The organism is Methylobacterium sp. A49B (genome assembly GCF_053346215.1).
Map to the genome: position 1 here is coordinate 34,298 of NZ_JBKFBO010000147.1, position 23,706 is coordinate 58,003.

Annotated in this window: 15 protein-coding genes; 11 read left to right on the forward strand and 4 right to left on the reverse strand. The window is 69.2% G+C overall.

Features of this window, described 5'->3' with window-relative positions; all coding sequences use genetic code 11:
• Window positions 1–107 precede the first annotated feature (107 nt).
• The 5 genes from ACLBX9_RS30305 (at window position 108) to ACLBX9_RS30325 (ending at window position 8,874) form a co-directional block, all read left to right on the forward strand.
• A complete protein-coding gene (locus ACLBX9_RS30305) occupies window positions 108–2,519 on the forward strand; it encodes a sensor histidine kinase (RefSeq protein WP_447721525.1) in 2,412 nt (803 codons plus the stop codon).
• A gap of 269 nt (window positions 2,520–2,788) precedes the next feature.
• Entirely contained in the window at window positions 2,789–4,735 is a 1,947-nt protein-coding gene (gene acs, locus ACLBX9_RS30310; RefSeq protein ID WP_447721526.1) for an acetate--CoA ligase, read from the forward strand.
• A 150-nt stretch (window positions 4,736–4,885) separates the two neighbouring features.
• Window positions 4,886–5,257 (forward strand): DUF485 domain-containing protein, encoded by a 372-nt coding sequence (locus ACLBX9_RS30315; protein WP_010683857.1) that lies wholly within the window; start codon window positions 4,886–4,888, stop codon window positions 5,255–5,257.
• Window positions 5,254–6,936 (forward strand): cation acetate symporter, encoded by a 1,683-nt coding sequence (locus ACLBX9_RS30320; RefSeq protein WP_010683856.1) that lies wholly within the window; start codon window positions 5,254–5,256, stop codon window positions 6,934–6,936. Before ACLBX9_RS30315 ends, ACLBX9_RS30320 begins: the two co-directional genes overlap by 4 nt.
• Before the next feature lie 255 nt (window positions 6,937–7,191).
• Window positions 7,192–8,874 (forward strand): MFS transporter, encoded by a 1,683-nt coding sequence (locus tag ACLBX9_RS30325; protein WP_447721527.1) that lies wholly within the window; start codon window positions 7,192–7,194, stop codon window positions 8,872–8,874.
• Window positions 8,875–9,478: 604 nt separating this feature from the next.
• Here the strand turns inward: ACLBX9_RS30325 and ACLBX9_RS30330 are convergent.
• From ACLBX9_RS30330 to ACLBX9_RS30345, 4 genes are all read right to left on the reverse strand, one after another.
• On the reverse strand, window positions 9,479–9,625 hold the full coding sequence (locus tag ACLBX9_RS30330; protein WP_447721528.1) for a hypothetical protein: 147 nt from the start codon (window positions 9,623–9,625) through the stop codon (window positions 9,479–9,481).
• Window positions 9,626–10,103: 478 nt separating this feature from the next.
• Complete coding sequence (gene purH, locus ACLBX9_RS30335) at window positions 10,104–11,702, reverse strand: bifunctional phosphoribosylaminoimidazolecarboxamide formyltransferase/IMP cyclohydrolase (RefSeq protein WP_447721529.1); 1,599 nt, start codon at window positions 11,700–11,702, stop codon at window positions 10,104–10,106.
• Between the two features lie 71 nt (window positions 11,703–11,773).
• On the reverse strand, window positions 11,774–13,522 hold the full coding sequence (locus ACLBX9_RS30340) for a heparinase II/III family protein (protein WP_447721530.1): 1,749 nt from the start codon (window positions 13,520–13,522) through the stop codon (window positions 11,774–11,776).
• Between the two features lie 168 nt (window positions 13,523–13,690).
• Entirely contained in the window at window positions 13,691–14,635 is a 945-nt protein-coding gene (locus ACLBX9_RS30345; protein ID WP_447721531.1) for a metal ABC transporter substrate-binding protein, read from the reverse strand.
• Between the two features lie 179 nt (window positions 14,636–14,814).
• Here ACLBX9_RS30345 and ACLBX9_RS30350 point away from each other — a divergent pair, with 179 nt between their 5' ends.
• The 6 genes from ACLBX9_RS30350 to oxc all read left to right on the forward strand — a co-directional run bounded on the left by ACLBX9_RS30350 (window position 14,815) and on the right by oxc (window position 23,655).
• Window positions 14,815–15,345: a Spy/CpxP family protein refolding chaperone gene (locus ACLBX9_RS30350; RefSeq protein WP_010683850.1), complete on the forward strand. Its 531-nt coding sequence runs from the start codon at window positions 14,815–14,817 to the stop codon at window positions 15,343–15,345.
• 92 nt (window positions 15,346–15,437) lie between these two features.
• On the forward strand, window positions 15,438–17,198 hold the full coding sequence (locus ACLBX9_RS30355; protein WP_447721532.1) for an ABC transporter ATP-binding protein: 1,761 nt from the start codon (window positions 15,438–15,440) through the stop codon (window positions 17,196–17,198).
• A gap of 91 nt (window positions 17,199–17,289) precedes the next feature.
• Window positions 17,290–18,378, forward strand: coding sequence for a branched-chain amino acid aminotransferase (locus ACLBX9_RS30360; RefSeq protein ID WP_447721533.1), 1,089 nt, complete (start codon window positions 17,290–17,292; stop codon window positions 18,376–18,378).
• A 258-nt stretch (window positions 18,379–18,636) separates the two neighbouring features.
• Window positions 18,637–20,442 (forward strand): hypothetical protein, encoded by a 1,806-nt coding sequence (locus ACLBX9_RS30365; protein WP_447721534.1) that lies wholly within the window; start codon window positions 18,637–18,639, stop codon window positions 20,440–20,442.
• A gap of 134 nt (window positions 20,443–20,576) precedes the next feature.
• Window positions 20,577–21,863, forward strand: coding sequence for an oxalate/formate MFS antiporter (oxlT, locus tag ACLBX9_RS30370; RefSeq protein ID WP_447721535.1), 1,287 nt, complete (start codon window positions 20,577–20,579; stop codon window positions 21,861–21,863).
• 46 nt (window positions 21,864–21,909) lie between these two features.
• Window positions 21,910–23,655, forward strand: a complete 1,746-nt coding sequence (gene oxc, locus ACLBX9_RS30375; RefSeq protein ID WP_447721536.1) for an oxalyl-CoA decarboxylase — start codon at window positions 21,910–21,912, stop codon at window positions 23,653–23,655.
• Window positions 23,656–23,706: the final 51 nt, after the last annotated feature.

The window sequence follows — 23,706 nt, forward strand, 5'->3', positions numbered from 1 at the left end:
GTAAGGGAGTGCAAAAAGACGCTACGGTCGCATGAGTTTCTCTGGCGGAGGGCGCCGGGAACGGGTGGTCGGGCGTGGTTTCGAGGTCGCGGGTTTTGGAGACGACGTTGACACCGACGGCCGGAACAGCCGGGTCAGGGCTCGCCGCCGCATTCGCGGCCTGGCAGCGTGCGCCGCAGGTGGCGGAGGCGTTGGCAAAGCCCGGCTCCGTGCACCTGGTGATCGATCCCGCGGCCGGGCTGATCCTGCACGCGTCGGAGGCGGCGCGCGCCCTCGCGGGCGCCCTTGCGGGTCTCGGGGTCACGGCGTTGTCCCGGCAGATCGCCGCGGCCGCTCCGGCGGATGGCCCGCCGCGTCTGGCACGTCTGCGCCTCGACCTCCGCCGGATCGCACCGCCCGTGCTCTGCTGGCTCGCACACGGTCTGCAGGAAGACGGTCGCCCCGCGATCCTCGTGATCCCTACGATACCGGTAACCCTGCCTCGGGCGAAGCACGGCCGGCCGGACGAGCAGCCGGCGCCTACGCCTGCGAGCGTCCCGGCCGGCGATCTGGCGTCCTCCCCGGAGCCGCCGAAGCGCGAGGATCGTTTTCTGTGGCACGTCGACGCCGCGGGCACGCTGACCGCGCTCACGGGCCCCCGGATCCTGGCGGATCTCGCCGGCCAGCGGGTGGCGGATCTGGCGGCTGCCGGCCGCATCGTCGGCGCCGACGGGATGCTCGCGGCGATGCGCGAGCGGCGTACCTTCCGCGGCGAGCGCGCGACGTTGGCCTTCGCAAGCGGCTCCTGTCAGGTGGAATTGTCCGGCGCGCCGCTGGGACGCGGGGACGCGGCCTACTCGGGCTACAGCGGCTTCGGCCTGATCCGCAGCGCGCCGCCGGCGCTCCCCGATGTGGGGGCTAGTCCGGCGGCCGTGGTTGAAGCCGTCTGGTCGGCACCGGTGGAGGAAGCCGCTTCGGCACCTGCCTCCGCCGTCGTGTCGCCCCCCGCCGCCGCGCCCCTGTCTACGGATGAGCACGCTGCCTTCCGCGAGATCGCGCGGGCGCTTGGGGCGCGCTACGCCGGGGACGAGGCGGAGCCGGAGACTGCCCGGGTGCAGGGCGGCGCGGTTATGCCCTTCCCGGGACCGCAGGCGGGGCCTCCGGACACCCGCACCGCGAATGAACCGGGTCCTGACGCCGGAATTCTGGCGGATCTGCCCGTGCCGGCTCTCGTGCATCGGGACGGCGTGATCCTCGCGGCGAACGGACGGCTCCTCGAGCTGGCGGGCCATGCCGACTTGGCGAGCCTCGGTGCTGCCGGGCTCGGGGGGTTGCTCCCGGGCCTCCCGCGGCAGACGGGCGCGGATCCGGGCACGCGCCGGACAACGCTGGCGGCGGCAGACGGGCGTGCCTGTCCGGTGGAAGCCGCGTGCGGTCCCTGCACCTGGGCGGAGGCGCCCGCCGAATGCCTGATCGTGCGGCCGCTCGACGAGACGGACGCGGCCGACACCCTCGCGGCCGAGCGTTTGGCCCACGCGGCGCAGGCCGAACGGATGGCGGGCGCGGAAGCCGCGCTCGACGCCCTGGACACCGGTGTCGTCACCATCGACGCGGCCGGGCGCATCGTCGCGGTGAATCGCGCCGCCGCCACGCTGTTCTCCTGCGACCCGCGCGAGGTCGTCGGCGGCACCTTCGTCGCGCTGTTCGACCGCGAGAGCGTGCTGACCGTCGCCGACCTCCTGCGCGGTGCGGTCGCGGGTCCGTGTGCCGTGAGGCTCGCCGGCCATGACGTGACCCTCGACGTCAAGCCCGGACGAGGGGATGGGCGCTGCGTGGCCGTGCTCGATCGGCCGTCCCGACGCGCGGGCATCACGCCATCCGATCCGGGCGGGCACTCGGCCCTCGGTCGCCTGGACCGTGCCTTCCGCGAGCCCGTGACCGGGATGGTCCAGCTGGCCGACGCGATGCTGCGGGAGCCGTTCGGCCCGCTGGGCGATCCCCGCTACCGCGGTTGCCTCGCGGAGATCAGGGTCACGGGTGAGACGATGCTGGAGCGCGTTGGGAAGCTCCTCGATCTCGCTGCCCTGGAAGCCGGCTCCCTGCGGCTCGAGCCACGTCCGCTCGACCTCAACGACGTCGCGGCCCAATGTGTCGCGCGGCTCCAGGCCGAGGCGGCGCGCGGGCGCGTCGTCATGCGGACGAGCTTCTCGTCGGATCTGGAGAATCTGGAGGCCGACGAGCGCTCCGTCAGCCGGGCCGCCTCCCTTGTGATCGAGAACGCCATCCGGCGCTCGGCGGCCGGCGGCCAGATCATCGTCTCCACCGGCTCGACCGAACAGGCCATCGCCCTGCGGGTGCGCGATACGGGAATCGGTTCGGCGCCGGTGGCGGCCTCCCCCGGCGGGGAGGCAGAGGATGGCCTCGCCCTGCCCCGCGCCCTCGTGGAGGCCAATGGCGGCCGTCTCCAGCTGGCGGCGCAGGCCGAGGACGGCACGCTTGTGGAAATCATCATGCCGACGCGGCGGGCGGCGAACCAGTGAGGCCGGGCGACGCGGAGAGGGGTGGACGAAGTATTCGCCGCCCTGGATCGACGAGGAGTTTCGAGGCCGCGCAGTCGGGTTGACAGCGCTGCGTCGAGGCCTCAATCAGCCCCTTACATTGCGCCCAATTTATTTCGCAAATCGGGGATCCGCACGAGCGGAACAGCGATGATATCGTCATCGTAGAATGTAGGCTACGTTACTTTGGAAGTCCTGGCTGCGCGGCGAAGGCCGCGATACGATCGGGCACCAAACAGGGATGGAACGCCATGGAAGGCAAGGTGATCGACGTGCAGGCGGCGTGGCGCGAGGGCGCTCACGTCGATGATGCCAAGTATCGGCAGATGTACGAGGCGTCGGTTTCGGATCCGGACGCCTTCTGGGCCGAGCACGGCAAGCGCATCGACTGGATGAAGCCGTTCTCCAAGGTCAAGGATACGAGCTTCGAGCCCGGCAAGATCTCGATCAAGTGGTTCGAGGACGGCACCACCAACGTCGCCCACAATTGCATCGACCGGCATCTGGAGACCCGCGGCGACCAGACCGCGATCATCTGGGAAGGCGACAATCCGGACGAGTCCAAGCACATCACCTATCGCGAGTTGCACGCGCAGGTCTGCCGGATGGCGAACGTCCTGCGCAACCGCGGCGTCGGCAAAGGTGACCGGGTCACGCTGTACATGCCGATGATCCCAGAGGCCGCCTACGCGATGCTCGCGTGCGCGCGGCTCGGCGCCATTCACGCCATCGTGTTCGGGGGCTTCTCGCCCGACTCGCTGGCGTCCCGCATCCAGGGCTGCGGCTCGAAGGTCGTCATCACCGCCGACGAGGGGCTGCGCGGCGGCCGCAAGGTACCGCTCAAGGCCAATGTCGACGAGGCGATCAAGCGGCTGGACTCGGACCTCGTCGATCACGTCGTCGTGGTGCGCCGGACCGGCGGATCCGTCGCCATGGAGGCGGGCCGCGACGTCTATTACGACGAGGCCGCCGAACAGGTGACCGACGATTGCCCCGCCGAGGCCGTGGAGGCCGAGCACCCGCTGTTCATCCTCTACACCTCGGGCTCGACCGGCCAGCCCAAGGGCGTCGTGCACACGACGGGCGGCTATCTCGTCTACGCCTCGATGACCCACCAGTACGTCTTCGACTACCGTGAGGGCGACGTGTACTGGTGTACGGCTGATGTCGGCTGGGTCACCGGCCACAGCTACATCGTCTACGGGCCCCTCGCGAACGGCGCGACGACGCTGATGTTCGAGGGCATCCCGACCTACCCTTCGAGCTCCCGCTTCTGGGAGGTGGTGGACAAGCACAAGGTCAACATCTTCTACACCGCGCCGACCGCGATCCGCTCGCTGATGGGCGGCGGCGAAGGACCGGTGAAGAAGACCTCGCGCGCTTCGCTGCGGGTGCTGGGCTCGGTCGGTGAGCCGATCAACCCGGAGGCCTGGGACTGGTACTACAACGTGGTCGGGGACAAGCGCTGCTCGATCGTCGACACGTGGTGGCAGACCGAGACCGGCGGCATCCTGATCACCCCCCTGCCCGGCGCGACCGCGCTGAAGCCCGGCTCGGCGACCCGGCCGTTCTTCGGCGTCAGACCCGAGATGGTCGATGCCGAGGGCAAGGTCCTGCAGGGCGCCTGCGAGGGCAACCTCTGCATCGCGGATTCCTGGCCCGGCCAGATGCGCACGGTCTACGGCGACCACGAGCGCTTCGAGCAGACCTACTTCTCGACCTATCCGGGCAAATACTTCACCGGCGACGGCGCCCGCCGCGACGCCGACGGCTACTACTGGATCACCGGCCGCGTCGACGACGTCATCAACGTCTCCGGCCACCGCATGGGCACGGCCGAGGTCGAATCCTCGCTCGTGGCGCACCCGAAGGTCGCCGAGGCGGCGGTGGTGGGCTATCCGCACAACGTGAAGGGCCAAGGCATCTACGCCTACGTGACCCTGAACGACGGCGAGGAGGGCGACGACGCCCTGCGCAAGGAACTCGTGACCTGGGTCCGGAAGGATATCGGACCGATCGCCTCGCCCGATCTGATCCAGTTCGCGCCGGGCTTGCCCAAGACCCGCTCGGGCAAGATCATGCGCCGGATCCTGCGCAAGATCGCCGAGGACGATTTCGGCTCTCTGGGCGACACCTCGACGCTGGCCGAACCGGCCGTGGTCGACGACCTGATCGAGAACCGGCAGAACCGGGCCTGATCCCGCGGGCCTGATCCCGCCTGCGCCGCCCCGGCGGCGCGGGCTCGGACCGGGGCGGATGCCGGTGCGGCGTCCGTCTCCAACAAGAACCACGAATCTTCAACGCGACGAACCCGGGGGCCGGAGAGCGCCCTCGCGGGAGGAACAGCCATGAGCGGCACGACACTCGACACCCGAGGGCGCACGGCGCCCCCGGGAACACGCCCCCTCGGCGGCGATCTCGATCCGCAGGTCGAGCGGATCGCCCGGGCCCCGGAATTCCAGCAGCTCGTCAGCGAGCGCACCCGCTTCGGCTGGATCCTCACCATCCTGATGCTGGTGGTATATTTCGGCTTCATCGGCCTGATCGCCTTCGACAAGTCGCTCCTCGCCGTGAAGGTCGGCGGCACCGCCTCCCTCGGGTTGTTCGTAGGCGTGTTCGTGATCCTGTTCGCCTTCGCACTCACGGGTGTGTACGTGGCCCGCGCCAACACGCGTTTCGACGCGCTGAGCGACGCCCTGAAGCGGAGCGTGGCCCGATGAACCGCCTCCTCCTCGGCCTCACGCTCGCCACCATCGCGGCGGGCGCAGCCTACGCCGCCGGCCCGGACCTCGGCGCCGTCCAGCAATCGGCCACGAATTGGCCGGCCATCCTGATGTTCCTGTTCTTCGTGCTGCTGACGCTCGGCATCACCTACAAGGCCGCCAAAGGCACCAAGTCGGCCGCAGACTTCTACGCCGCCGGCGGCGGCATCTCGGCCGGGACCAACTCTCTGGCGATCGCCGGCGACTACATGTCGGCGGCCTCGTTCCTCGGAATCTCGGGCCTTGTCTACACCTCGGGCTTCGACGGGCTGATCTACTCAACGGGCTTCCTGGTCGGCTGGCCGATCGTGCTGTTCCTCATCGCCGAGCGCCTGCGCAATCTCGGCAAGTTCACCTTCGCCGACGTGGCGAGCTTCCGCCTCGACCAGACGGCGATCCGCATCATCTCGGCGGTGGGCACCCTCGTGGTGGTGGCCTTCTACCTGATCGCCCAGATGGTCGGCGCGGGGAAGCTGATCCAGCTCCTGTTCGGCCTGCCCTATCTCTACGCGGTGATCATCGTCGGCGTCCTGATGATCGTCTACGTGGCCTTCGGTGGCATGAAGGCGACCACCTGGGTGCAGGTGATCAAGGCCTGCCTGCTCTTGGGCGGTGCGACCTTCATGGCCGGCGCGGTGCTGTACAAGTACGGCTTCAACCCGGAGGCGCTGTTCGCCAATGCCGTGCAGGTCCATCCGAAAGGCGACGCCATCATGGCACCGGGCGGCCTCGTGTCGAACCCGGTCGAGGCGATCTCGCTGGGCGTCGGCCTGATGTTCGGTACCGCCGGCCTGCCGCACATCCTGATGCGGTTCTTCACGGTCTCGGACGCCCAGGCCGCCCGCAAGTCGGTGTTCTACGCCACGGGCCTGATCGGCTATTTCTACATCCTGACCTTCATCATCGGCTTCGGCGGCATCGCCCTGCTGATGTCGGATCCGGTCTACTTCAAGCTCGGACCGGCCGGCGCGTTCGACAAGCTGAAGGACATGATCGGCGGCACCAACATGGTGGCGGTGAACCTCGCCAACGCGGTGGGCGGCCCGTACTTCCTGGGCTTCATCTCCGCCGTGGCGTTCGCGACCATCCTGGCGGTCGTCGCCGGCCTGACGCTCGCCGGCGCCTCGGCGATCAGCCACGACCTCTACGCCCAGGTGATCGCCCGCGGGCGCACCACCGAGAAGCACGAGGTCAACCTGTCGAAGATCTCGGCCGTGGTGATCGGCATCGTGGCGATCTATCTCGGCTACGTGTTCGAGAACCAGAACGTCGCCTTCATGGTCGGACTCGCCTTCGCGGTGGCGGCGAGCTGCAACTTCCCGGTGCTGGCCATGTCGATCCTGTGGCGGGGCACCACGACCTGGGGCGCACTCACCGGCGGCCTCGTCGGTCTGCTCGCGGCGGTCATCATGGTGGTGCTGTCGAAGGCCGTCTGGGTGACGACGCTGGGTAACCCCGCCCCACTCTTCCCCTACGACAACCCGGCCTTGTTCTCGATGCCGCTGGCCTTCGCGACCATCTGGGTCGTGTCGCTGATGGACAGGTCCCGCCGGGCCCAGCGCGAGCGGGCGGCCTTCGAGGCGCAGTACGTGCGCTCCGAGACCGGGATCGGGGCGGCCGGCGCGCACGCGCACTGACCGCTCGACGAAACGACGCGACCTTGTAAGGGCGCGGCGCAAGCCGCGCCCTTCGTCGTTTCGCGACACAGTCGGCAAGGATCCGGAGCCGGGCATGTTGATGGCCCCGATCACGAACGCTTTACCAATTGACCGGGGCCGGACTTCCGGTAACGCATAGGTGATCTGCGCGCCGCGCAAAACGAGAGCGCGCCGTTCATCAGCGCGCCGCCGGTCGAGGCACCGGCGGCGGATGTCGTCTGGGAGGACCCGATCATGGCTGTGGCAACCGCGATACCGCGGGCGGATGGAGCGGCAAGGCCGATGAGCTCGGCCGAGAAGCGCGTGATCTTCGCGTCCTCGCTCGGCACGGTATTCGAGTGGTACGACTTCTATCTCTACGGCTCGCTGGCGGCGATCATCGGCGCCCAGTTCTTCTCGGCCTATCCGCCCGCGACGCGCGACATCTTCGCCCTGCTCGCCTTCGCCGCCGGCTTCATCGTCCGGCCGTTCGGCGCGCTGGTCTTCGGCCGCATCGGCGACCTCGTCGGACGCAAGTACACCTTCCTGGTCACGATCCTGATCATGGGCCTGTCGACCTTCATCGTCGGCGTGCTGCCCAACGCCGCCACCATCGGCATCGCGGCCCCCATCATCCTGATCGTGCTGCGGCTCGCCCAAGGGCTGGCGCTCGGCGGCGAGTATGGCGGCGCGGCGACCTACGTGGCCGAGCACGCCCCGAACGGCCGGCGCGGCTTCTACACGAGCTGGATCCAGACCACCGCGACGCTCGGCCTGTTCCTGTCGCTGCTGGTGATCCTGGCGACCCGGAGCATCACCGGCGAGGCCGCCTTCGCCGAATGGGGCTGGCGCATCCCGTTCCTGGTCTCGGTCCTGTTGCTGGGGATCTCCGTCTGGATCCGCCTGCAGCTCTCGGAATCGCCGGCCTTCAAGAAGATGAAGGAGGAGGGCAAGACCTCGAAGGCGCCGCTGACCGAGGCATTCGGCGAGTGGCGGAACGCCAAGTTCGCGGTCATCGCCCTGTTCGGCCTCGTCGCGGGCCAGGGCGTGGTCTGGTACACGGGCCAGTTCTACGCGCTGTTCTTCCTGCAATCGATCCTGAAGGTCGACGGCTACACGGCCAACCTCCTGATCGCGTGGTCGCTGCTCCTCGGCACCGGCTTCTTCGTGGTCTTCGGCTGGCTGTCCGACAAGATCGGCCGGAAGGTCATCATCCTGGCGGGCTGCGCCATCGCGGCGGCGACGTTCTTCCCGATCTTCAAGGGCATCACCTCCACGGCCAACCCGAAGCTGGAGGCGGCGATCGAGAACGTGAAGGTCACCGTCACGGCGGACCCGGCGAGCTGCGGCACGCTGTTCAACCCGGTCGGAACCCGGGTGTTCTCGGCCCCCTGCGATCTGGCCCGCGACTTCCTGTCGAAGTCGTCGGTGCGTTACACGACCGTCGCCGGCGCGGCCGGCCAGCCCACGACGATCCGGGTCAACGACACCGAGATCCCGTATCCGCAGGGCGGCAATGCCGAGGCTAACAAGGCCACGACCGCCGCGCTCCAAGCGGCGGGCTATCCGAAGGCCGGCGATGCCGAGATCGTCAAGATGTCGAACCCGTTCGACATCTTCCGGCCGCAGGTTGCTCAGGTGATCGGCCTGCTGTTCATCCTCGTGCTGTTCGTCACGATGGTCTACGGCCCAATCGCCGCGATGCTGGTGGAGCTGTTCCCGACGCGGATCCGCTACACCTCAATGTCGCTGCCCTACCATATCGGCAACGGCTGGTTCGGCGGCCTGCTGCCGGCAACTGCCTTCGCCATGGTGGCGCAGACGGGCGATATCTACTTCGGGCTCTGGTACCCGATCGTGATCGCCGTCGCGACTGTGATCATCGGGCTGATCTTCGTGCCCGAGACCAAGGACCGCGACATCTTCGCGGATACCTGATCGGCACAGCGCGTCGCATCATCAGGCGCCCAGGCCGCTCAGGCGGTCTGGGCGTCGTCATTCAAGGGGGAGGCGCGGCAGCGCAGCGACAATCGGCTGGAGCGAACCAGGGTGGCCGGTACTGCAACTTGCTGCAGGAGACCATCTACGCTCCGTCACCCTGCCGATGGACGAATCACCGTCGGGTTATCCGCTGAATATGGGAGCTGAGTTCTCGATTTTTCTAAATCTGCCTTTCAATATGCGTATGCATTGTCTCATCAACCGTGAATATTTAAACTGAAAACTGATTTCCGAGAGAACTCTCAGGCCGCATCATGAGCCTCTTACAGCTCCATACCTAAGTTGGATCGACCTCTTTCTCGCTCGCGACATCACGGTTTATTGGAACCATAAGGGGTTCTGCGCCGTATAGGGCGTCCCGACGATAGGAATTCGGATCTTGACCATGAGAGGCGCTTCGGTGAACTTGCGGCAGAGGGCCGGAACGCGCCCACCACTTGTGTTTGTTGTCGGCTGGTCCTTGGCGACCATCGCGATCTGGTCCGTCATCAACAATCAGGCCGGGCGATGGGTCTGGTGGTGGTGACGGTCGCCTGCACCGTCAGTTGTTCTCCTGATACCCGCTGCAATAGGCGCCGAGCAGGTAGCCGGACTGATGGGCGGCGAGGTAGCCCAGGGTAATCAGCACGTGGAGGATGTCGAGACCGTAGGTGCTGACAAAGATCGTCAGGGCCGTGAACATGATCACACAGGACGTCATCGCCAAGATGATGACCGTGAACACACGGCCAATCAGCAACCCGACACCGAACAACATCGCCGCGACGAGCATTTTATCACCCGAGCGCCATCGTCTGCCACACATTCCGCAGATAAGATGGCCGTGAAGGCTCCAGATATGCAGATTCGGCCAGAGGATGGCAAGCCTTGCGCGCAGTCTCTCGGTGATCGCCGCAGCTTATAGGCCGAATATCATGTATCTATATCGATGACGTTAGCGCCGATATCGATACGGCAATTGGTTTTGTCTTCAAACGCCCGATGTCACTACAGCGATCAGCCAGATCGGCCGACGCGGATCGACCGTTGGCGGATCGGCCCTGTCGATCGCGGAGGATCGTTAACGGGGAACGGCCGGCTCGGGGCCGACCCACCGGAGGAGTTCGGGCCGCGCTACGGACCGGAGCGCGGCCGCGTCGGGTCGGCGGCCCGCGCCGCGCAAGGGCTCAGTGCCGGAAGTGGCGATGGCCGGTGAGAACCATCGCGAGCCCGGCCTCGTCGGCGGCGGCGATCACGTCGGCGTCGCGCAGGGAGCCGCCGGGCTGGATGACGGCCGTCGCACCGGCTTCGGCTGCCGCGATCAGGCCGTCCGCGAAGGGGAAGAACGCGTCCGACGCGACGACGGACCCGACCGCGAGACTCTCGGCCAAGCCGAGGCGCTTCGCCCCCTCGGCGGCCTTCCAGGCGGCGATGCGCGAGGAATCGACCCGGGACATCTGCCCCGCCCCGATTCCCACGGTGGCGCCGTTCTTCGCGTACACGATCGCGTTGGACTTCACGTGCTTGGCGACCCGGTAGGCGAACCGGAGATCGGCTAGTTCCGCCTCGCTGGGCGCACGACGGGTGACGACCTTGAGGTCCATGGCGTCGACCACCGCCGCGTCCCGACCCTGCACCAGAAGGCCGCCCGCGAGCGTGCGCACGGTCTCGCCCGCCGCCCGCGGGTCAGGCAGCCCGCCCGCCAGCAGCAGCCGCAGGTTCTTCTTGGCGCCGACGATGGCCGCCGCCTCCGGTGTGGCGTCCGGAGCGATGATCACCTCGGTGAAGATCTCGACGATCTTGCGCGCCGCCTCGGCGTCCAGCGTCCGGTTGAGCGCCACGATGCCCCCGAAGGCGGAGGTCGGGTCGCAGCTGAGCGCCCGCTCATAGGCTTCGAGCAGGCTCGCGCCTTCGGCGACGCCGCAGGGATTGGCGTGCTTGATGATCGCCACCGCGGCCGTCCGCGCGGCATCGAACTCGGCCACGCACTCGTAAGCGGCGTCCGTGTCGTTGAAATTGTTGTAGGACAGCTCCTTGCCCTGGAGCTGTCGGGCGGTCGCCACGCCCGGTCGGGCCTTGCCCGGCGTCCGGTAGAAGGCGGCCGACTGATGCGGGTTCTCGCCGTAGCGCAGCCCCTGCGCCAGGGTGCCGCCGAAGGCCCGGTACGCTGCCGGCTCGGCGGCGCCGAAGCGGCCGGCCATCCAGTTGGCGATGGCCGCGTCGTAGGCGGCCGTGCGGGCGAAGGCCTTCTGGGCCAGCGCGCGGCGCAGGTCCGCCCCGAGGGTGCCGTCCTGCGCCTCCAGCGCGGCGAGCACGCCGGCATAGTCCGTCACGTCGGTGACGACCGCTACGTCCGCGTGATTCTTGGCCGCCGCGCGGATCATCGCCGGGCCGCCGACATCGATGTTCTCGATGCAGTCGGCATCCGGCCTGTCGGCCGCGATGGTCGCCTCGAACGGGTAGAGATTGACCACCAGGAGGTCGATCGCGCCGATGCCGTGGGCGGCGAGCGCGGCCTGATGCTCGGGGTTGTCGCGGATGGCGAGCAGGCCGCCATGCACGGCCGGATGCAGGGTCTTCACCCGCCCATCCATCATCTCGGGGAAACCCGTGAGGTCGGCCACCTCCGTCACCGAGAGCCCGGCCTCCTGCAGGGTGCGGTGCGTCCCTCCGGTCGAGACCAGCGCCACGCCGCGGGCGTGGAGCGCGCGGGCGAAGTCGATGAGGCCGGTCTTGTCTGAGACCGAGAGGAGCGCGCGGGAGACCCGCACCTGATCGTGCGCCATAGCTTCGTGCCGAAGTTCGAGATGGTCCGGCGCGGTAGCACGGAAACGGGGAACCGGGCCAGCCGCCTCGGTCAGGGAGGGCTCGCCCCCCGTTGTGGCGCGGAAGCGAGGCGCTCGAAGCTCCAGCGTACCTCGACATCCTCGGACACGCGCAGATGCAGCACGATTTGGTCGGTGCGCCGCGGCCCGGTGAGGCCCGAGAAGTACACGCTCTCCTCGATGGCGATCTCGGCGTTCTCGGCGCGGAACGTCCAGACCTCGCCGAGAGCCGAGGCGAGTTCGAGCCCCTCCGGCACGCCGCGCACGGCGATGCCGGGGTGCAGATGGAAGCGGATCGCCACGTCGTGGCCGCGCACTCGCCCCCTGCTTGTCGCCTTCCCCTGACGCAGGAACGCATCCCGCCCTTCGAGCCGCGCGGTCGCCGCGAAGAGCTGCCAGCGGCGCTCGTGGACGATGCCGAATTCCGGCGCGTAGCCGTTGTGCCGGGCGGCCAGGATGGTGCTGTCGGTCTCCTCGGCCCGTTCGGCCGCCACCGACGCGGGGCCGCTCAGCACCACGGGGCCGCGCCGCCGGATCAGCCAGTCGGCCAGTTGACGATCACCCCACCACCCAGTGCGCGTGAGGAACCGGCAGGAGGAGGCATCGGCCACCGAGGCGGTGGAATGGGCCGGGGTCGAGCGGGCCAGCAGGCGCAGGTCCGGCCCGCTCGCCGGCAGGCCGCAATTGACCACGATGCGCTGCGGGCCGCTCGACATCTCGAAGGCGAGGCAACCGGCGCCGGCATTGACCGAGTAGGGCAGTGGCGGGCTGGCGCCGACATCGGCCACGATTACGACCCGCCCGCCCTCCAGGCGCTCGTAGCCGGAGTTCGGCGCATGCATCAGCGGCCGGGCGAGCGCGCCGTCGTAGACGAGCAGCGTCGCGAGGTGGTCCGCGTCTGTGGCACCCATGCCGTTGAAGTGGCTGAGCGAGGCGTCGGGATGGCGCAGCAGCCGCAGCAGCGGCAGCATCCGGTCGACGGCGCGCAGCAGCGCCATCGGCGGCTCGACGCTGCGGCTGAGGTAGCTCTGGCGCAGGGGCAGAAGGTCGAGCAGCAGCTCCATGGCGAAGCGCGGGTCGCGGGAGCGGTGGCCGCCGTCGGTGAGGATCTGCCGGTCGAGTTCGCGCGACAGGATCCGGGTCGCCCGGCGCAGGATCGGCTGGATGCCGTCGCAGCACAGGCCGGCATAGCAGAGCGCCACGGCCGCGTTCAGGCGCCATTGCGGCGGCACGCCCCGGCGGAGGTCGCGCTCGAGCTGCTGCGCGTTGCGGGCGATGGCCTTGAGGAAGTTCTGGTAGAAGCCGTGGTCCGCCCCCTCCAGAACGAGGGGCGACTGGCACAGGAACGAGATCAGCCGCCGCGCCGCCACCGGCGTATGACGGGCCAGCACCGGGTCGCCCCGGCCGGCGATGAAGTCGGCCACGAAGGCGCGGGCATTGGCGCGGGCGAGAGCCGTATCGGCGGCGCGCAGGTGGCGCAGCCAGCCGAAGCCGTAGAGCTCGTCTGCCCATTCCGGCGAGGGCGGCGCGTAGTCGAAGGGCGAGCCGCCGCTGGCCGCCAGCGAGCGCCCGGCGAACACGAACAGGCCGGAATAGATGTCGTCCGCAAAGGTCGCGTCGGAGGTCCGCAGATCCTGGGGGGCGATCACCAGCCCAGTGACGCGCATCCGGGCCAGGATGTCGGGCGGGGCCGTGAGGCTGGCGCTGGCAGCACGGATTGCCCGTGCAGCTTCGCGTGCGACAAGCCGATAGAAGCGCCAGCGGTCAGGGCCGAAAGCCACGCGATCTCCGAGCCAAGCCGTTCCCCAAGGCCCCAAGGCCTCGAGCCCTCGCGCACGAGGATCGGCTGGCACCCGTTCCGTAAGGCTAGTGGGGGCCTCTTAACCGCCGGTTTACGCTATGTCATGTCCGACCCGGTGAAGGCGAAGTTCCGCCGCACCGCCGCATCCTCAGCCGGGTGCCAGCGCCGTCGCGAAGGCCCGAAGATTGGTCCGCATCATCTCGAGATAGGTCGGCGCCGGCCCGTCCGGTCCGGACAGGGCGTCCGAGAAGACCTTGCCGCCGATGCGGGCGCCGCTCTCGCGGGCGATCTGCTCCATCTGCCGCGGGTCGCTGATGTTCTCCAGGAAGACCGCGGGCACGCGGTCCCGGCGGATCTGCCGGATGATGGCCGCCACGTCGCGGGGGCTGGCCTCGCTGTCGGTGGACACACCCTTGGGCGCGAGAAAGCGCAGACCATAGGCCGCCGCGTAGTATCCGAAGGCATCGTGCGTTGTGATGATCCGGCGCCGCTCCGGAGGGATGGCGGTGATCGCCGTGCGGATGTCCCGCTCCAGGGCATCGAGTTCCGCGAGGTAGCGGGTGGCGGCCTCCCGGTAGGCGTCCGCGTGGGCCGGATCGACCTTCGCGAGGCCGTCGCGGATGTCGGCCACGTAGGTCCGCACGTTGGCGACGTTCTGCCAGGCGTGCGGATCGACGGCGTGGTCTCCATGGTCGTGGCCGGCGTGATCGTGGTCCGCCCGACCAGGGTCGCCGGGGGCGTGCTCGCCTTCGGCCAGGATCGGCTTCACCCCCACCGAGACGGTCACGACCGGCGCGCGTGTTCCGGAAGCGCGGATCAGCCGGTCGAGCCAGCCCTCCAGCCCGAGACCGTTGACGAACACGATGTCGGCTTCGGCGAGCTTGCGCGCGTCGGCCGGGGACGGGCTGAAGCCGTGGGCATCCGAATCCGGTCCCACCAGCGTCGCCACCGTCACGTGCACGCCACCGACCTGCCGGACCAGATCGGCGAGTATCGAGAAGCTCGCGACGGCCCGGACCGGCATGCCTTCCGCCGCGGCCCGCGTCGGTCCCGCGAGACCGAGCCAGAGCAACAGGATCGCGGAGACCGCCACCCGGAATGTCCTCGCCGCCCGCCGCACCACGCCACCTCCCACACACTGCGTCGCGTCCGCCCTAATGTAACAGTGTTACATACACAAGCGGGATACATGCCTGGCGTCCCATGCGCGGCGTGGGACGCTGTCGCGGGCCGTCGGTACCGGTGGCGTCTCAGCGTGAGACGGAGGTTTCCATGTCCCGACCTTTGAGAGCGGCCATCCTCGTCGCCGGTGCCCTCGGCCTGGGGCTGGCGGGCGCGGCTGTCGCGCACGATCACGGACCCGAGGGCCTTCGCGGGCACGGCCGCTGGAGCGCGTTGAGCCCCGAGGATCGTGCGGCCTTCACGGATGCCCGCATCGCCGCCCTCCATGCCGGCTTGAAGCTCAACGCCGACCAGGAGAAGCTGTGGCCGCCGGTGGAGTCGGCGATCCGCGACATGGCCAAGCTGCGCGAGCAGCGCCGCGAGGCGATGCGTGACCGGCCCAGGTTCGGCGACGACGCCCCCGCGGCCCTGCGGGCGATGGCGGACGCCGCGACCGCCCGCGGCGAGGCCCTTCGCAAGCTGGCCGACGCCTCGCAGCCGCTCTACGCCAGCCTGGACCAGGACCAGAAGCGGCGCGCCATGATCCTCGCCCGCCCGATGGGGCGAATGGGCGGACACGGCATGCGGGGCGGCTGGCGCCATGGCCCCGGCGACGACCACGGTCCGGACGACGGTCGCTGAGCAAAGGCCTTGATCCGCGGCGGCGGCGGCGGCACACCGCTGCCGCCGCCCATCCCGCCCGGGGCCGGCACTGACCCGACCCGGTAGGTTTCATGGCGCGCCTTCCCGGCGACACGGCCCCCCTTCTCGCCCGGCTCTGGCGCACGTGGCTGTATCCGCACCGGGCGACCCTGGCCGTGGTGCTGGTGCTGATCGCGCTGGTGGGCGCCTCGACCGGACTCTACCCGGCGCTGATCAAGGCCGCGTTCGACGCGTTCGACCGCAAGGATGCGGCGGCGATCGCCTACGGGCCGCTGGTGGTGATCGTGGTCACGGCTACGCGGGGCTTCGCCCTCTACGGCCAGACGGTGCTGACCAACCGGGTGGTCACCCGGGTCGAGGCCGACATGCAGGCGGCCCTCTACGGGCACCTGATCGAGTCCGACCTCGCGCAGCTCGGCCGCGAGAGCCCGGCGGCGCTGACCCAGCGCTTCACCACCGACTTCGCCTTCATCAAGGAGGCGCTGACCCGCATCTCGACGGTCCTGCTGCGCGACATCGCCATGCTGATCGGCCTCGTCGCGGCGCTGATCTGGATGGATCCGGTGCTGACCCTGGTAGCCGGTGTCACGGTGCCATTCGTGGCGGGGCCGATCGGGCGGATCGGCAAGAAGCTGCGGCGGGTCTCGACGTCGACGCAGGAGCAGATGGGCGCCACAGCCAGCCTGATTTCCGAGAGCCTGCAGGGGGCCAGGGTCGCCAAGACCTATGCCATGGAGACCTACCTGAAGGGCCGGGCCGCCCAGTCGCTCGACGAGGTGCGGCGCCTCAAGATGAAGGCCGCCAACGCCCGCGGGCGCCTCGATCCGCTCCTTGAGATCGGCGGCGGCATCGCGGTGGCGGGCGTGCTCGTGCTGGTCGGACAGCGGGTCCTGGCCGGGGAAAAGACAGTCGGCGACTTCACCGGCTACGTGGCGGCGCTGCTGCTCGCCGCTCAGCCGGCCCGGGCCCTCGGGAATCTCAACGCCATCCTGCAGGAGGCCGCCGCCGCGCTGCGGCGCTACTTCGACGTGATGGACGAGGCCCCCGCCATCCGCGAGGCGGCGGAGGCACGGACGCTCTCGGTGACCGCCGGCGCGATCCGTTTCGCGGGAGTCCGTTTCCGCTACCGGCCCGACGCGCCGGCCCTGGAAGGGATCGACCTCGTCGTCCCGGCGGCCTCGGTCACCGCGCTCGTCGGGCGCTCGGGATCCGGAAAATCCTCGCTGCTCAATCTCGTCCCGCGGCTTTACGACGTGATCGAGGGGGCCGTGACCATCGACGGCCAGGACGTCCGTGCCGTGACCCTGGCATCGCTGCGGGCGTCGGTCGCGGTCGTCTCGCAGGACGTGGTGCTGTTCGACGACACGATCGCCGCCAATATCGGGTTCGGACGGCCCGGCGCCCCCCGGGGGGAGATCGAGGCGGCGGCCCAGGCTGCCGCGGCCCACGGCTTCGTCACGGCTCTGCCGGAGGGCTACGACTTCCGGGTCGGCCCCGGTGGCGGACGGCTCTCTGGCGGCGAGCGGCAGCGGGTGGCGCTGGCCCGCGCCTTCCTGAAGGACGCACCGATCCTGCTCCTCGACGAGGCGACCTCGGCCCTCGACTCCGAATCGGAGCGCCTCGTGCAGGAGGCGCTGACCCGGCTGATGCGCGGCCGCACGACCCTGGTGATCGCCCATCGGCTCTCCACCGTGCGCGACGCCGATCAGATCGCCGTGATGGAAGCCGGCCGGGTGATCGAGACCGGGCGCCACGACGCTTTGATGGCGGCCGACGGCGCCTACGCGCGCCTGCACCGATTGCAGCTGTCGGACCCCGCCGGTCCGGGGTGATTCGCATGTGCGGCGACGCCGTCATGCGCCGGCTCCGTAGATTCGCGCGCCGGAGCGCGCCATAAGGGCCTCAGCCGATGAGGACCACACCGTGAGCGACCTGACCTTCGAGATCCAAAGTCATCCCGCCCCGCGGACCGCCGACGAGCGGGCCGCGCTGATGGCGAATCCGGGCTTCGGGAAGGTGTTCACCGACCACATGGTGGTGGCGCGCTACTCGGCCGGCCGCGGATGGCACGACGCGCGGATCCAGGCGCGCGAAGCGATCCCGCTCGATCCCGCCGCCGCCGTGCTGCACTACGCCCAGGAGATCTTCGAGGGCCTCAAGGCCTACCGCACGGCCGATGGCGGCGCCGCGCTGTTCCGGCCCGAAGCCAACGCCCTGCGCTTCCGGCGCTCGGCCGAGCGCATGGCCATGGCGCCCTTCCCCGAGGATGCCTTCGTCGAGGCGATGCGCAAGCTCGTCGCGATCGATCGCGCCTGGATCCCCGACACGCCGGACGGCAGCCTCTATCTGCGTCCGTTCATGATCGCCAGCGAGGCCTTCCTCGGCGTGAAGCCGGCCTCGGAATACCTGTTCGTGACGATCGCCTCGGCGGTGGGTTCCTACTTCAAGGATCCGACCGGGACCGTCACGGTCTGGGTCTCGGAGCACTTCACCCGCGCGGCCCCGGGCGGCACCGGCGCGGCCAAGTGCGGCGGCAACTACGCGGCGAGCCTCGCGGCGCAGTCGGAGGCGGCCGCGCAGGGCTGCGAGCAGGTCGTGTTCCTCGACGCGGCCGAGCGCCGCTTCATCGAGGAGCTCGGCGGCATGAACGTGTTCTTCGTCTTCGAGGACGGCACGCTGGTGACCCCGCCGCTCTCGGACAGCATCCTGCCGGGCATCACCCGCGACTCGGTGATCACGCTGGCGCGTGAGGCCGGCCTGACCGTCAGGCAGGAGCCCTACACGATCGACGCGTGGCGCGCCGACGTGCGGGCGGGCCGCCTGACCGAAGCCTTCGCCTGCGGCACAGCCGCGGTGATCACGCCGATCGGCACCGTGAAGGGCCGCGAGGAGAGCTTCACCATCGGGAACGGCAAGGCCGGCCCCGTGGCCCAGCGGCTACGGAGCCTGCTCGTCGACATCCAGCGGGGCAACACCAACGATGCCCATGGCTGGTTCCAGAAGGTATTCTAGCTGCTTTTGGAAGGTGCAGTTTGAGGGTCCGCGGCTCGCCTTCCCGATCTGACACGCGCCCTTCCTCCTCTGCGGGGGAGGGTCGCTCCTGCGTCAGCAGGGGTCGGGAGAGGGGAGCGCGGGTTCAGAACAGGGCGCGGCCTGCATGACGGGCAAAGCCTCTTTCTGCACCGCCGCCCCCCTCTTGCGGGACTCTGTCCCGGCCCGACTGCCTTCGGGGGTCACTCCTCCCCGCAGAGGGGGGAGAAAGACGCGCAGATGACGGACGCGGCGACCCGGACCTCGGATCCAGCGATCGGCCCCTGGAACCCGGGCGTTCGCTCCGACCTGCCCTCGGCCTTCCTGCCGCTGGTCACCGTCTACCGCCCGGAGCATGTCGAGACGCCGCTCCGCGACGCCCTCGACCTCAGCGACTTGTGCGGCTTGCCTGCCCGGCAGCTGACGCGCTTCCGGGCCGCTCGCCTCGTCGTCCACGAGGTCCTGATCCGGGTCATGTCCGACCTGTCCGTGCCGGTGGGAGCGGTCTACGCCGATCTCGGCGTGAACTTCCGCGCGATCGTGGCCACGATCCTGCGCGAGGGCGTCGAGCCTCGCCTGGGCGAGGTCGAGGCCGCCCTGGCCCGGATCCGCGCGGAAGCCGACGCCGTGCTAGCCCGCGAGGTCGCCGCCATCCTGGACGACCGGCCGGCGCCGCCGCCGCCTGAGCCGGGCTGGCTCGACAGGCTCCTCGGCCGGCGACCGCCCGCCGTCGAAACCCCGCGCGAGGATCTCGCCACCCGGGCCCTGCGCCATCTCGAATCCTGGCAGCGCCGCGCCGCCGAGTCCGGAGAGGGCCTGGAAGTCGCCGCCTGCGAGGCCCTGCGCACGGTCGTGTCCGGCCTCATCGCCCGGCAGAACGCCGTCATCCGTGACGCCGCCCTCCTGAAGGCCATCGCCGGAACGCTCGTCTCGAACGGCTACGGCAGCCGTCGCATCGGCGAGCAGATTGAACCCTGGATCGCCGCTGTGGTCGAGGCGCATGGCTACCGCCGCCTAGCGCCGCAGGACTACCCGGTGGTGATGAATGTGAAGGGAGCCTCAGCCTCCGGCAAGAGCACGATCCGCCCCTACCAACTCGATCTCGCCAAGCGCCTCGGCATGGCGTGGTCCGACTTCGCCGTCATCACCCCGGACGTCTGGCGCAAGTACCTCCTCGACTACGACAGTCTGGGCGAGGCCTCCCGCTATGCCGGGACGCTCACGGGCTACGAGGTCGAGATCATCGACATGAAGCTCGACCGTTACGTAACGCGGAAGGCGGCGGAGCGGCGGATCTCGAATCTGCTCATCGACCGGTTCCGGTTCGACAGCTTCCAGGCCGAGGCCGGTTCCGACGGCGGCGGCCAGCTGCTCACCCGGTTCGGTGACCGGGTCTACATGCAGTTCATGGTCACGCCCCCGGCCGATACCGTCGAGCGGGCCTGGAAGCGCGGCGAACTCTTCGGCCGCTACAAGGCAGTCGAGGATCTCCTGGCCCACAACGTCGAGGCCTATACCGGCATGCCGCGCCTGTTCTTCAACTGGGCGCTGTCCCGGGACAAGCAGGTGGTCTGCGAGTTCCTCGACAACAGTGTGCCGCTCGGCGAGCGCCCGCGCACCATTGCGTTCTGGGCCGACGGCATCCTCAACATCCTGGACGTGCGGGGCCTGTTCGACATCGAGCGCTTCCGGAAGGTCGACATCTTCGCCCGCTGTCCGGACACGGTGTTCAAGGGTGCCGACCTCTCGGCCTCAGCCAACACGGCCTTCCTGCGCGAGTGCCTGCGCCGGATGGCAGTGATCCGTTTCGTCCAGGCCGAGACCGGCCGGGTGATCCTGCGCCTCGACCGCGGGCGCGTGTCGGCCCTGGATCCGGTCGCCCTGAAGAAGATAAGGGATGAGCCCGAATGGGCGGCGGCGCGCCAGCTCATCGGGGTTCCGGCAGACCCGGCCGCCTTGCCGGTCTTGGACGAAACCTTGAGCCCTTCGGATGCGCCGACGCTCGGCGCATGGGGCCGGATTCCGCCGGCCGGGCAAATGGCATAATATCGCCGCCCTGACAGTTCATTCCGTCCGTCTCACCCTGGTATATTGCATACCTAGAACGGATGTGCATGATTGGCGGCGCACGAGAGACGCCGCCGCAGCAAGGCCGCGCCGCCTAAGTGAAAGGCTCAGGGATGGAACGCCAGGATTCGCCGTCGGCGAAATGGTGGCAGCTCGCCTTCGGCGTGATCTGCATGGCCATGATCGCCAACCTGCAATACGGATGGACGCTGTTCGTCGACCCGATCGACCAGCGCTACCACTGGGGCCGCGCGGCGATCCAGCTCGCGTTCACGCTGTTCGTCGCCACCGAGACTTGGCTGGTGCCCGTCGAGGCGTGGTTCGTCGACCGCTACGGTCCGAAGATCGTGGTTGCCTTCGGCGGCGTGATGATCGCCCTGGCCTGGACAATCAACGCCTACGCCGACAGCCTGGCGATGCTCTATCTGGGCGCCGTGATCGCCGGCATCGGTGCGGGCTCGGTCTACGGCACCTGCGTCGGCAACGCGCTCAAGTGGTTCCCCCACCGCCGCGGCCTCGCCGCCGGCGCCACGGCGGCCGGCTTCGGCGCCGGCGCCGCCATTACGGTGGTGCCGATCGCCCGCATGATCGCGTCCAGCGGCTACCAGGACGCTTTCCTGTATTTTGGAATCGGTCAGGGCGTCGTCGTGCTGGCCCTCGCCTTCCTGCTGCGCAAGCCGTCGACCACCATGCCGGTTCAGCGCAAGAGCCTGCGCCTGCCCCAGACCAAGGTCGACCGCAGCCCCCGCGAGGCGGTGCGCACCCCGGTCTTCTGGGTCATGTACGCCATGTTCGTGATGGTCGCCTCCGGCGGCCTGATGGCAGCGGCGCAGATCGCCCCGATCGCCCACGACTTCCAGGTGGCCGGCGTACCGGTGAGCCTGTTCGGCCTCCAGATGGCGGCGCTGACGCTGGCGATCTCGCTCGACCGGATCTTCGACGGGTTCGGGCGGCCGTTCTTCGGCTATGTCTCCGATAACATCGGCCGCGAGAACACGATGTTCATCGCCTTCTCGACGGCGGCGCTGGCGGTGATCGTGCTGCTGACCTACGGTCACATACCGATGGTGTTCGTCCTGGCCACCGCGGTGTATTTTGGAGTGTTCGGCGAGATCTACTCGCTGTTCCCGGCAACCTGCGGCGACACGTTCGGCTCCAAATACGCCGCCAGCAATGCCGGCCTGCTCTACACCGCCAAGGGCACCGCGGCCTTCCTCGTTCCCTTCGCCAGCATCCTTTCGGCAGCCTACGGCTGGTCGGCGGTGTTCACGCTGATCATCGTCCTCAACGTGACGGCAGCGGCGATGGCGATGTTCGTCCTGCGCCCGATGCGGGCCCGCTACCTCGCCGCGGAGGAGCATCCCGCGGCGATCGCCCCTCAACCGATCCGGGCGGCGTGAGCCCGCTCGTCCCGTCCAAGCCGATCCTATCCTCCGGAGACCTCCGATGACCGCACTCGCCAAGATCGTTCACCCCGCACCCGAGGTCGAGGCGGAGCCCGATCTGACCGACGGCTTCCACCTCGTCATCGACGCGCTCAAGCTCAACGGCATCGAGACGATCTACGGTGTCCCGGGCATCCCGATCACCGATCTCGGCCGCATGGCCCAGGCCGAAGGGATGCGGGTGATCTCGTTCCGCCACGAGCAGCATGCCGGCAACGCGGCGGCCATCGCGGGCTTCCTCACCCAGAAGCCGGGCATCTGCCTCACCGTCTCGGCCCCGGGCTTCCTCAACGGCCTGACCGCTCTGGCCAACGCGACCACCAACTGCTTCCCGATGATCCTGATCTCGGGCTCCTCCGAGCGTGAGATCGTCGACCTTCAGCAGGGCGACTACGAGGAGATGGACCAGCTCGCCATCGCCAAGCCCCTGTGCAAGGCGGCCTTCCGCGTGCTGCACGCCGCCGATATCGGCATCGGCGTCGCCCGCGCGATCCGCGCCGCCTGCTCCGGCCGTCCGGGCGGCGTCTACCTCGACCTGCCCGCCAAGCTGTTCGCCCAGGTGATGGACGCCGAGGCCGGCCAGAAGTCGCTGGTCAAGGTGATCGATCCGGCGCCCGCCCAGCACCCCGCCCCCGAGGCGATCGCCCGGGCGCTCGAGGTCCTGAAATCCGCCAAGCGGCCGCTGATCGTTCTCGGCAAGGGCGCCGCCTACGCCCAGGCCGACGAGGCGATCCGCGCGCTCGTCGAGACGAGCGGCATCCCCTACGTGCCGATGAGCATGGCCAAGGGCCTCCTGCCCGACACCCACCCGCTCTCGGCCGGCGCGGCGCGCTCCACGGCGCTGAAGGACTCGGACGTGGTGCTGCTGATCGGCGCCCGTCTCAACTGGCTCCTGTCGCACGGCAAGGGCAAGAGCTGGGGCGAGCCGGGCTCGACCAAGTTCATCCAGATCGACATCGAGCCCCGCGAGATGGACTCGAACGTCGAGATCGTGGCCCCGGTAGTCGGCGACATCGCCTCCTGCGTGCAGGCGCTGCTCGACGGCATGGGCAAGGGCTGGCAGCAGCCCCCGTCCGACTGGATCGAGACGCTCAAGACCAAGCGCGAGGCGAACATCTCCAAGATGGCGCCGAAGCTCATGAGCAACGCCTCGCCCATGACCTTCCACGCCGCGCTCGGAGCGCTCCGCACCATCGTGAAGGAGCGGCCGGACGCGATCCTGGTCAACGAGGGCGCCAACACCCTCGACCTCGCCCGGGGCATCATCGACATGTACCAGCCGCGCAAGCGCCTGGACGTCGGCACCTGGGGCATCATGGGCATCGGCATGGGCTTCGCCGTCGCGGCCGCCGTCGAGACCGGCAAGCCGGTGCTCTGCGTGGAGGGTGACAGCGCCTTCGGCTTCTCCGGCATGGAGGTCGAGACGATCTGCCGGTACGGCCTGCCGGTCTGCATCGTGGTGTTCAACAACAACGGCATCTACCGCGGCACCGACACGGATCCGACCGGTCGCGACCCGGCCACCACCGTGTTCGTGCCGGATTCCCGCTACGACAAGATGATGGAGGCCTTCGGCGGCGTGGGCTACCACGTCACCACGCCGGACGAGCTGACCCGCGCGGTCAATGAGGCGATGAACTCGGGCCGCCCCGCACTGGTCAATGCCGTCATCGACCCGGCGGCCGGCAGCGAGAGCGGCAACATCGGCAGCCTCAACCCGCAGAGCGGCATCAAGAAGAAGAAGTGAGGCCGGCGGGCCCTTCGGGGCCCGCGACCGGGACGTCTTCATGCCGGCCGG

What these genes read in the sequence shown, in the direction of transcription:
- ACLBX9_RS30320 (WP_010683856.1), top strand. Translation starts at nt 5,254, where the DNA reads ATGAACCGCCTCCTCCTCGGCCTCACGCTCGCCACCATCGCGGCGGGC.
- ACLBX9_RS30315 (WP_010683857.1), top strand. Translation starts at nt 4,886, where the DNA reads ATGAGCGGCACGACACTCGACACCCGAGGGCGCACGGCGCCCCCGGGA.
- ACLBX9_RS30350 (WP_010683850.1), top strand. Translation starts at nt 14,815, where the DNA reads ATGTCCCGACCTTTGAGAGCGGCCATCCTCGTCGCCGGTGCCCTCGGC.
- acs (WP_447721526.1), top strand. Translation starts at nt 2,789, where the DNA reads ATGGAAGGCAAGGTGATCGACGTGCAGGCGGCGTGGCGCGAGGGCGCT.
- purH (WP_447721529.1), bottom strand. Translation starts at nt 11,702, where the DNA reads ATGGCGCACGATCAGGTGCGGGTCTCCCGCGCGCTCCTCTCGGTCTCA.
- ACLBX9_RS30365 (WP_447721534.1), top strand. Translation starts at nt 18,637, where the DNA reads ATGACGGACGCGGCGACCCGGACCTCGGATCCAGCGATCGGCCCCTGG.
- ACLBX9_RS30325 (WP_447721527.1), top strand. Translation starts at nt 7,192, where the DNA reads ATGGCTGTGGCAACCGCGATACCGCGGGCGGATGGAGCGGCAAGGCCG.
- oxc (WP_447721536.1), top strand. Translation starts at nt 21,910, where the DNA reads ATGACCGCACTCGCCAAGATCGTTCACCCCGCACCCGAGGTCGAGGCG.
- ACLBX9_RS30355 (WP_447721532.1), top strand. Translation starts at nt 15,438, where the DNA reads ATGGCGCGCCTTCCCGGCGACACGGCCCCCCTTCTCGCCCGGCTCTGG.
- oxlT (WP_447721535.1), top strand. Translation starts at nt 20,577, where the DNA reads ATGGAACGCCAGGATTCGCCGTCGGCGAAATGGTGGCAGCTCGCCTTC.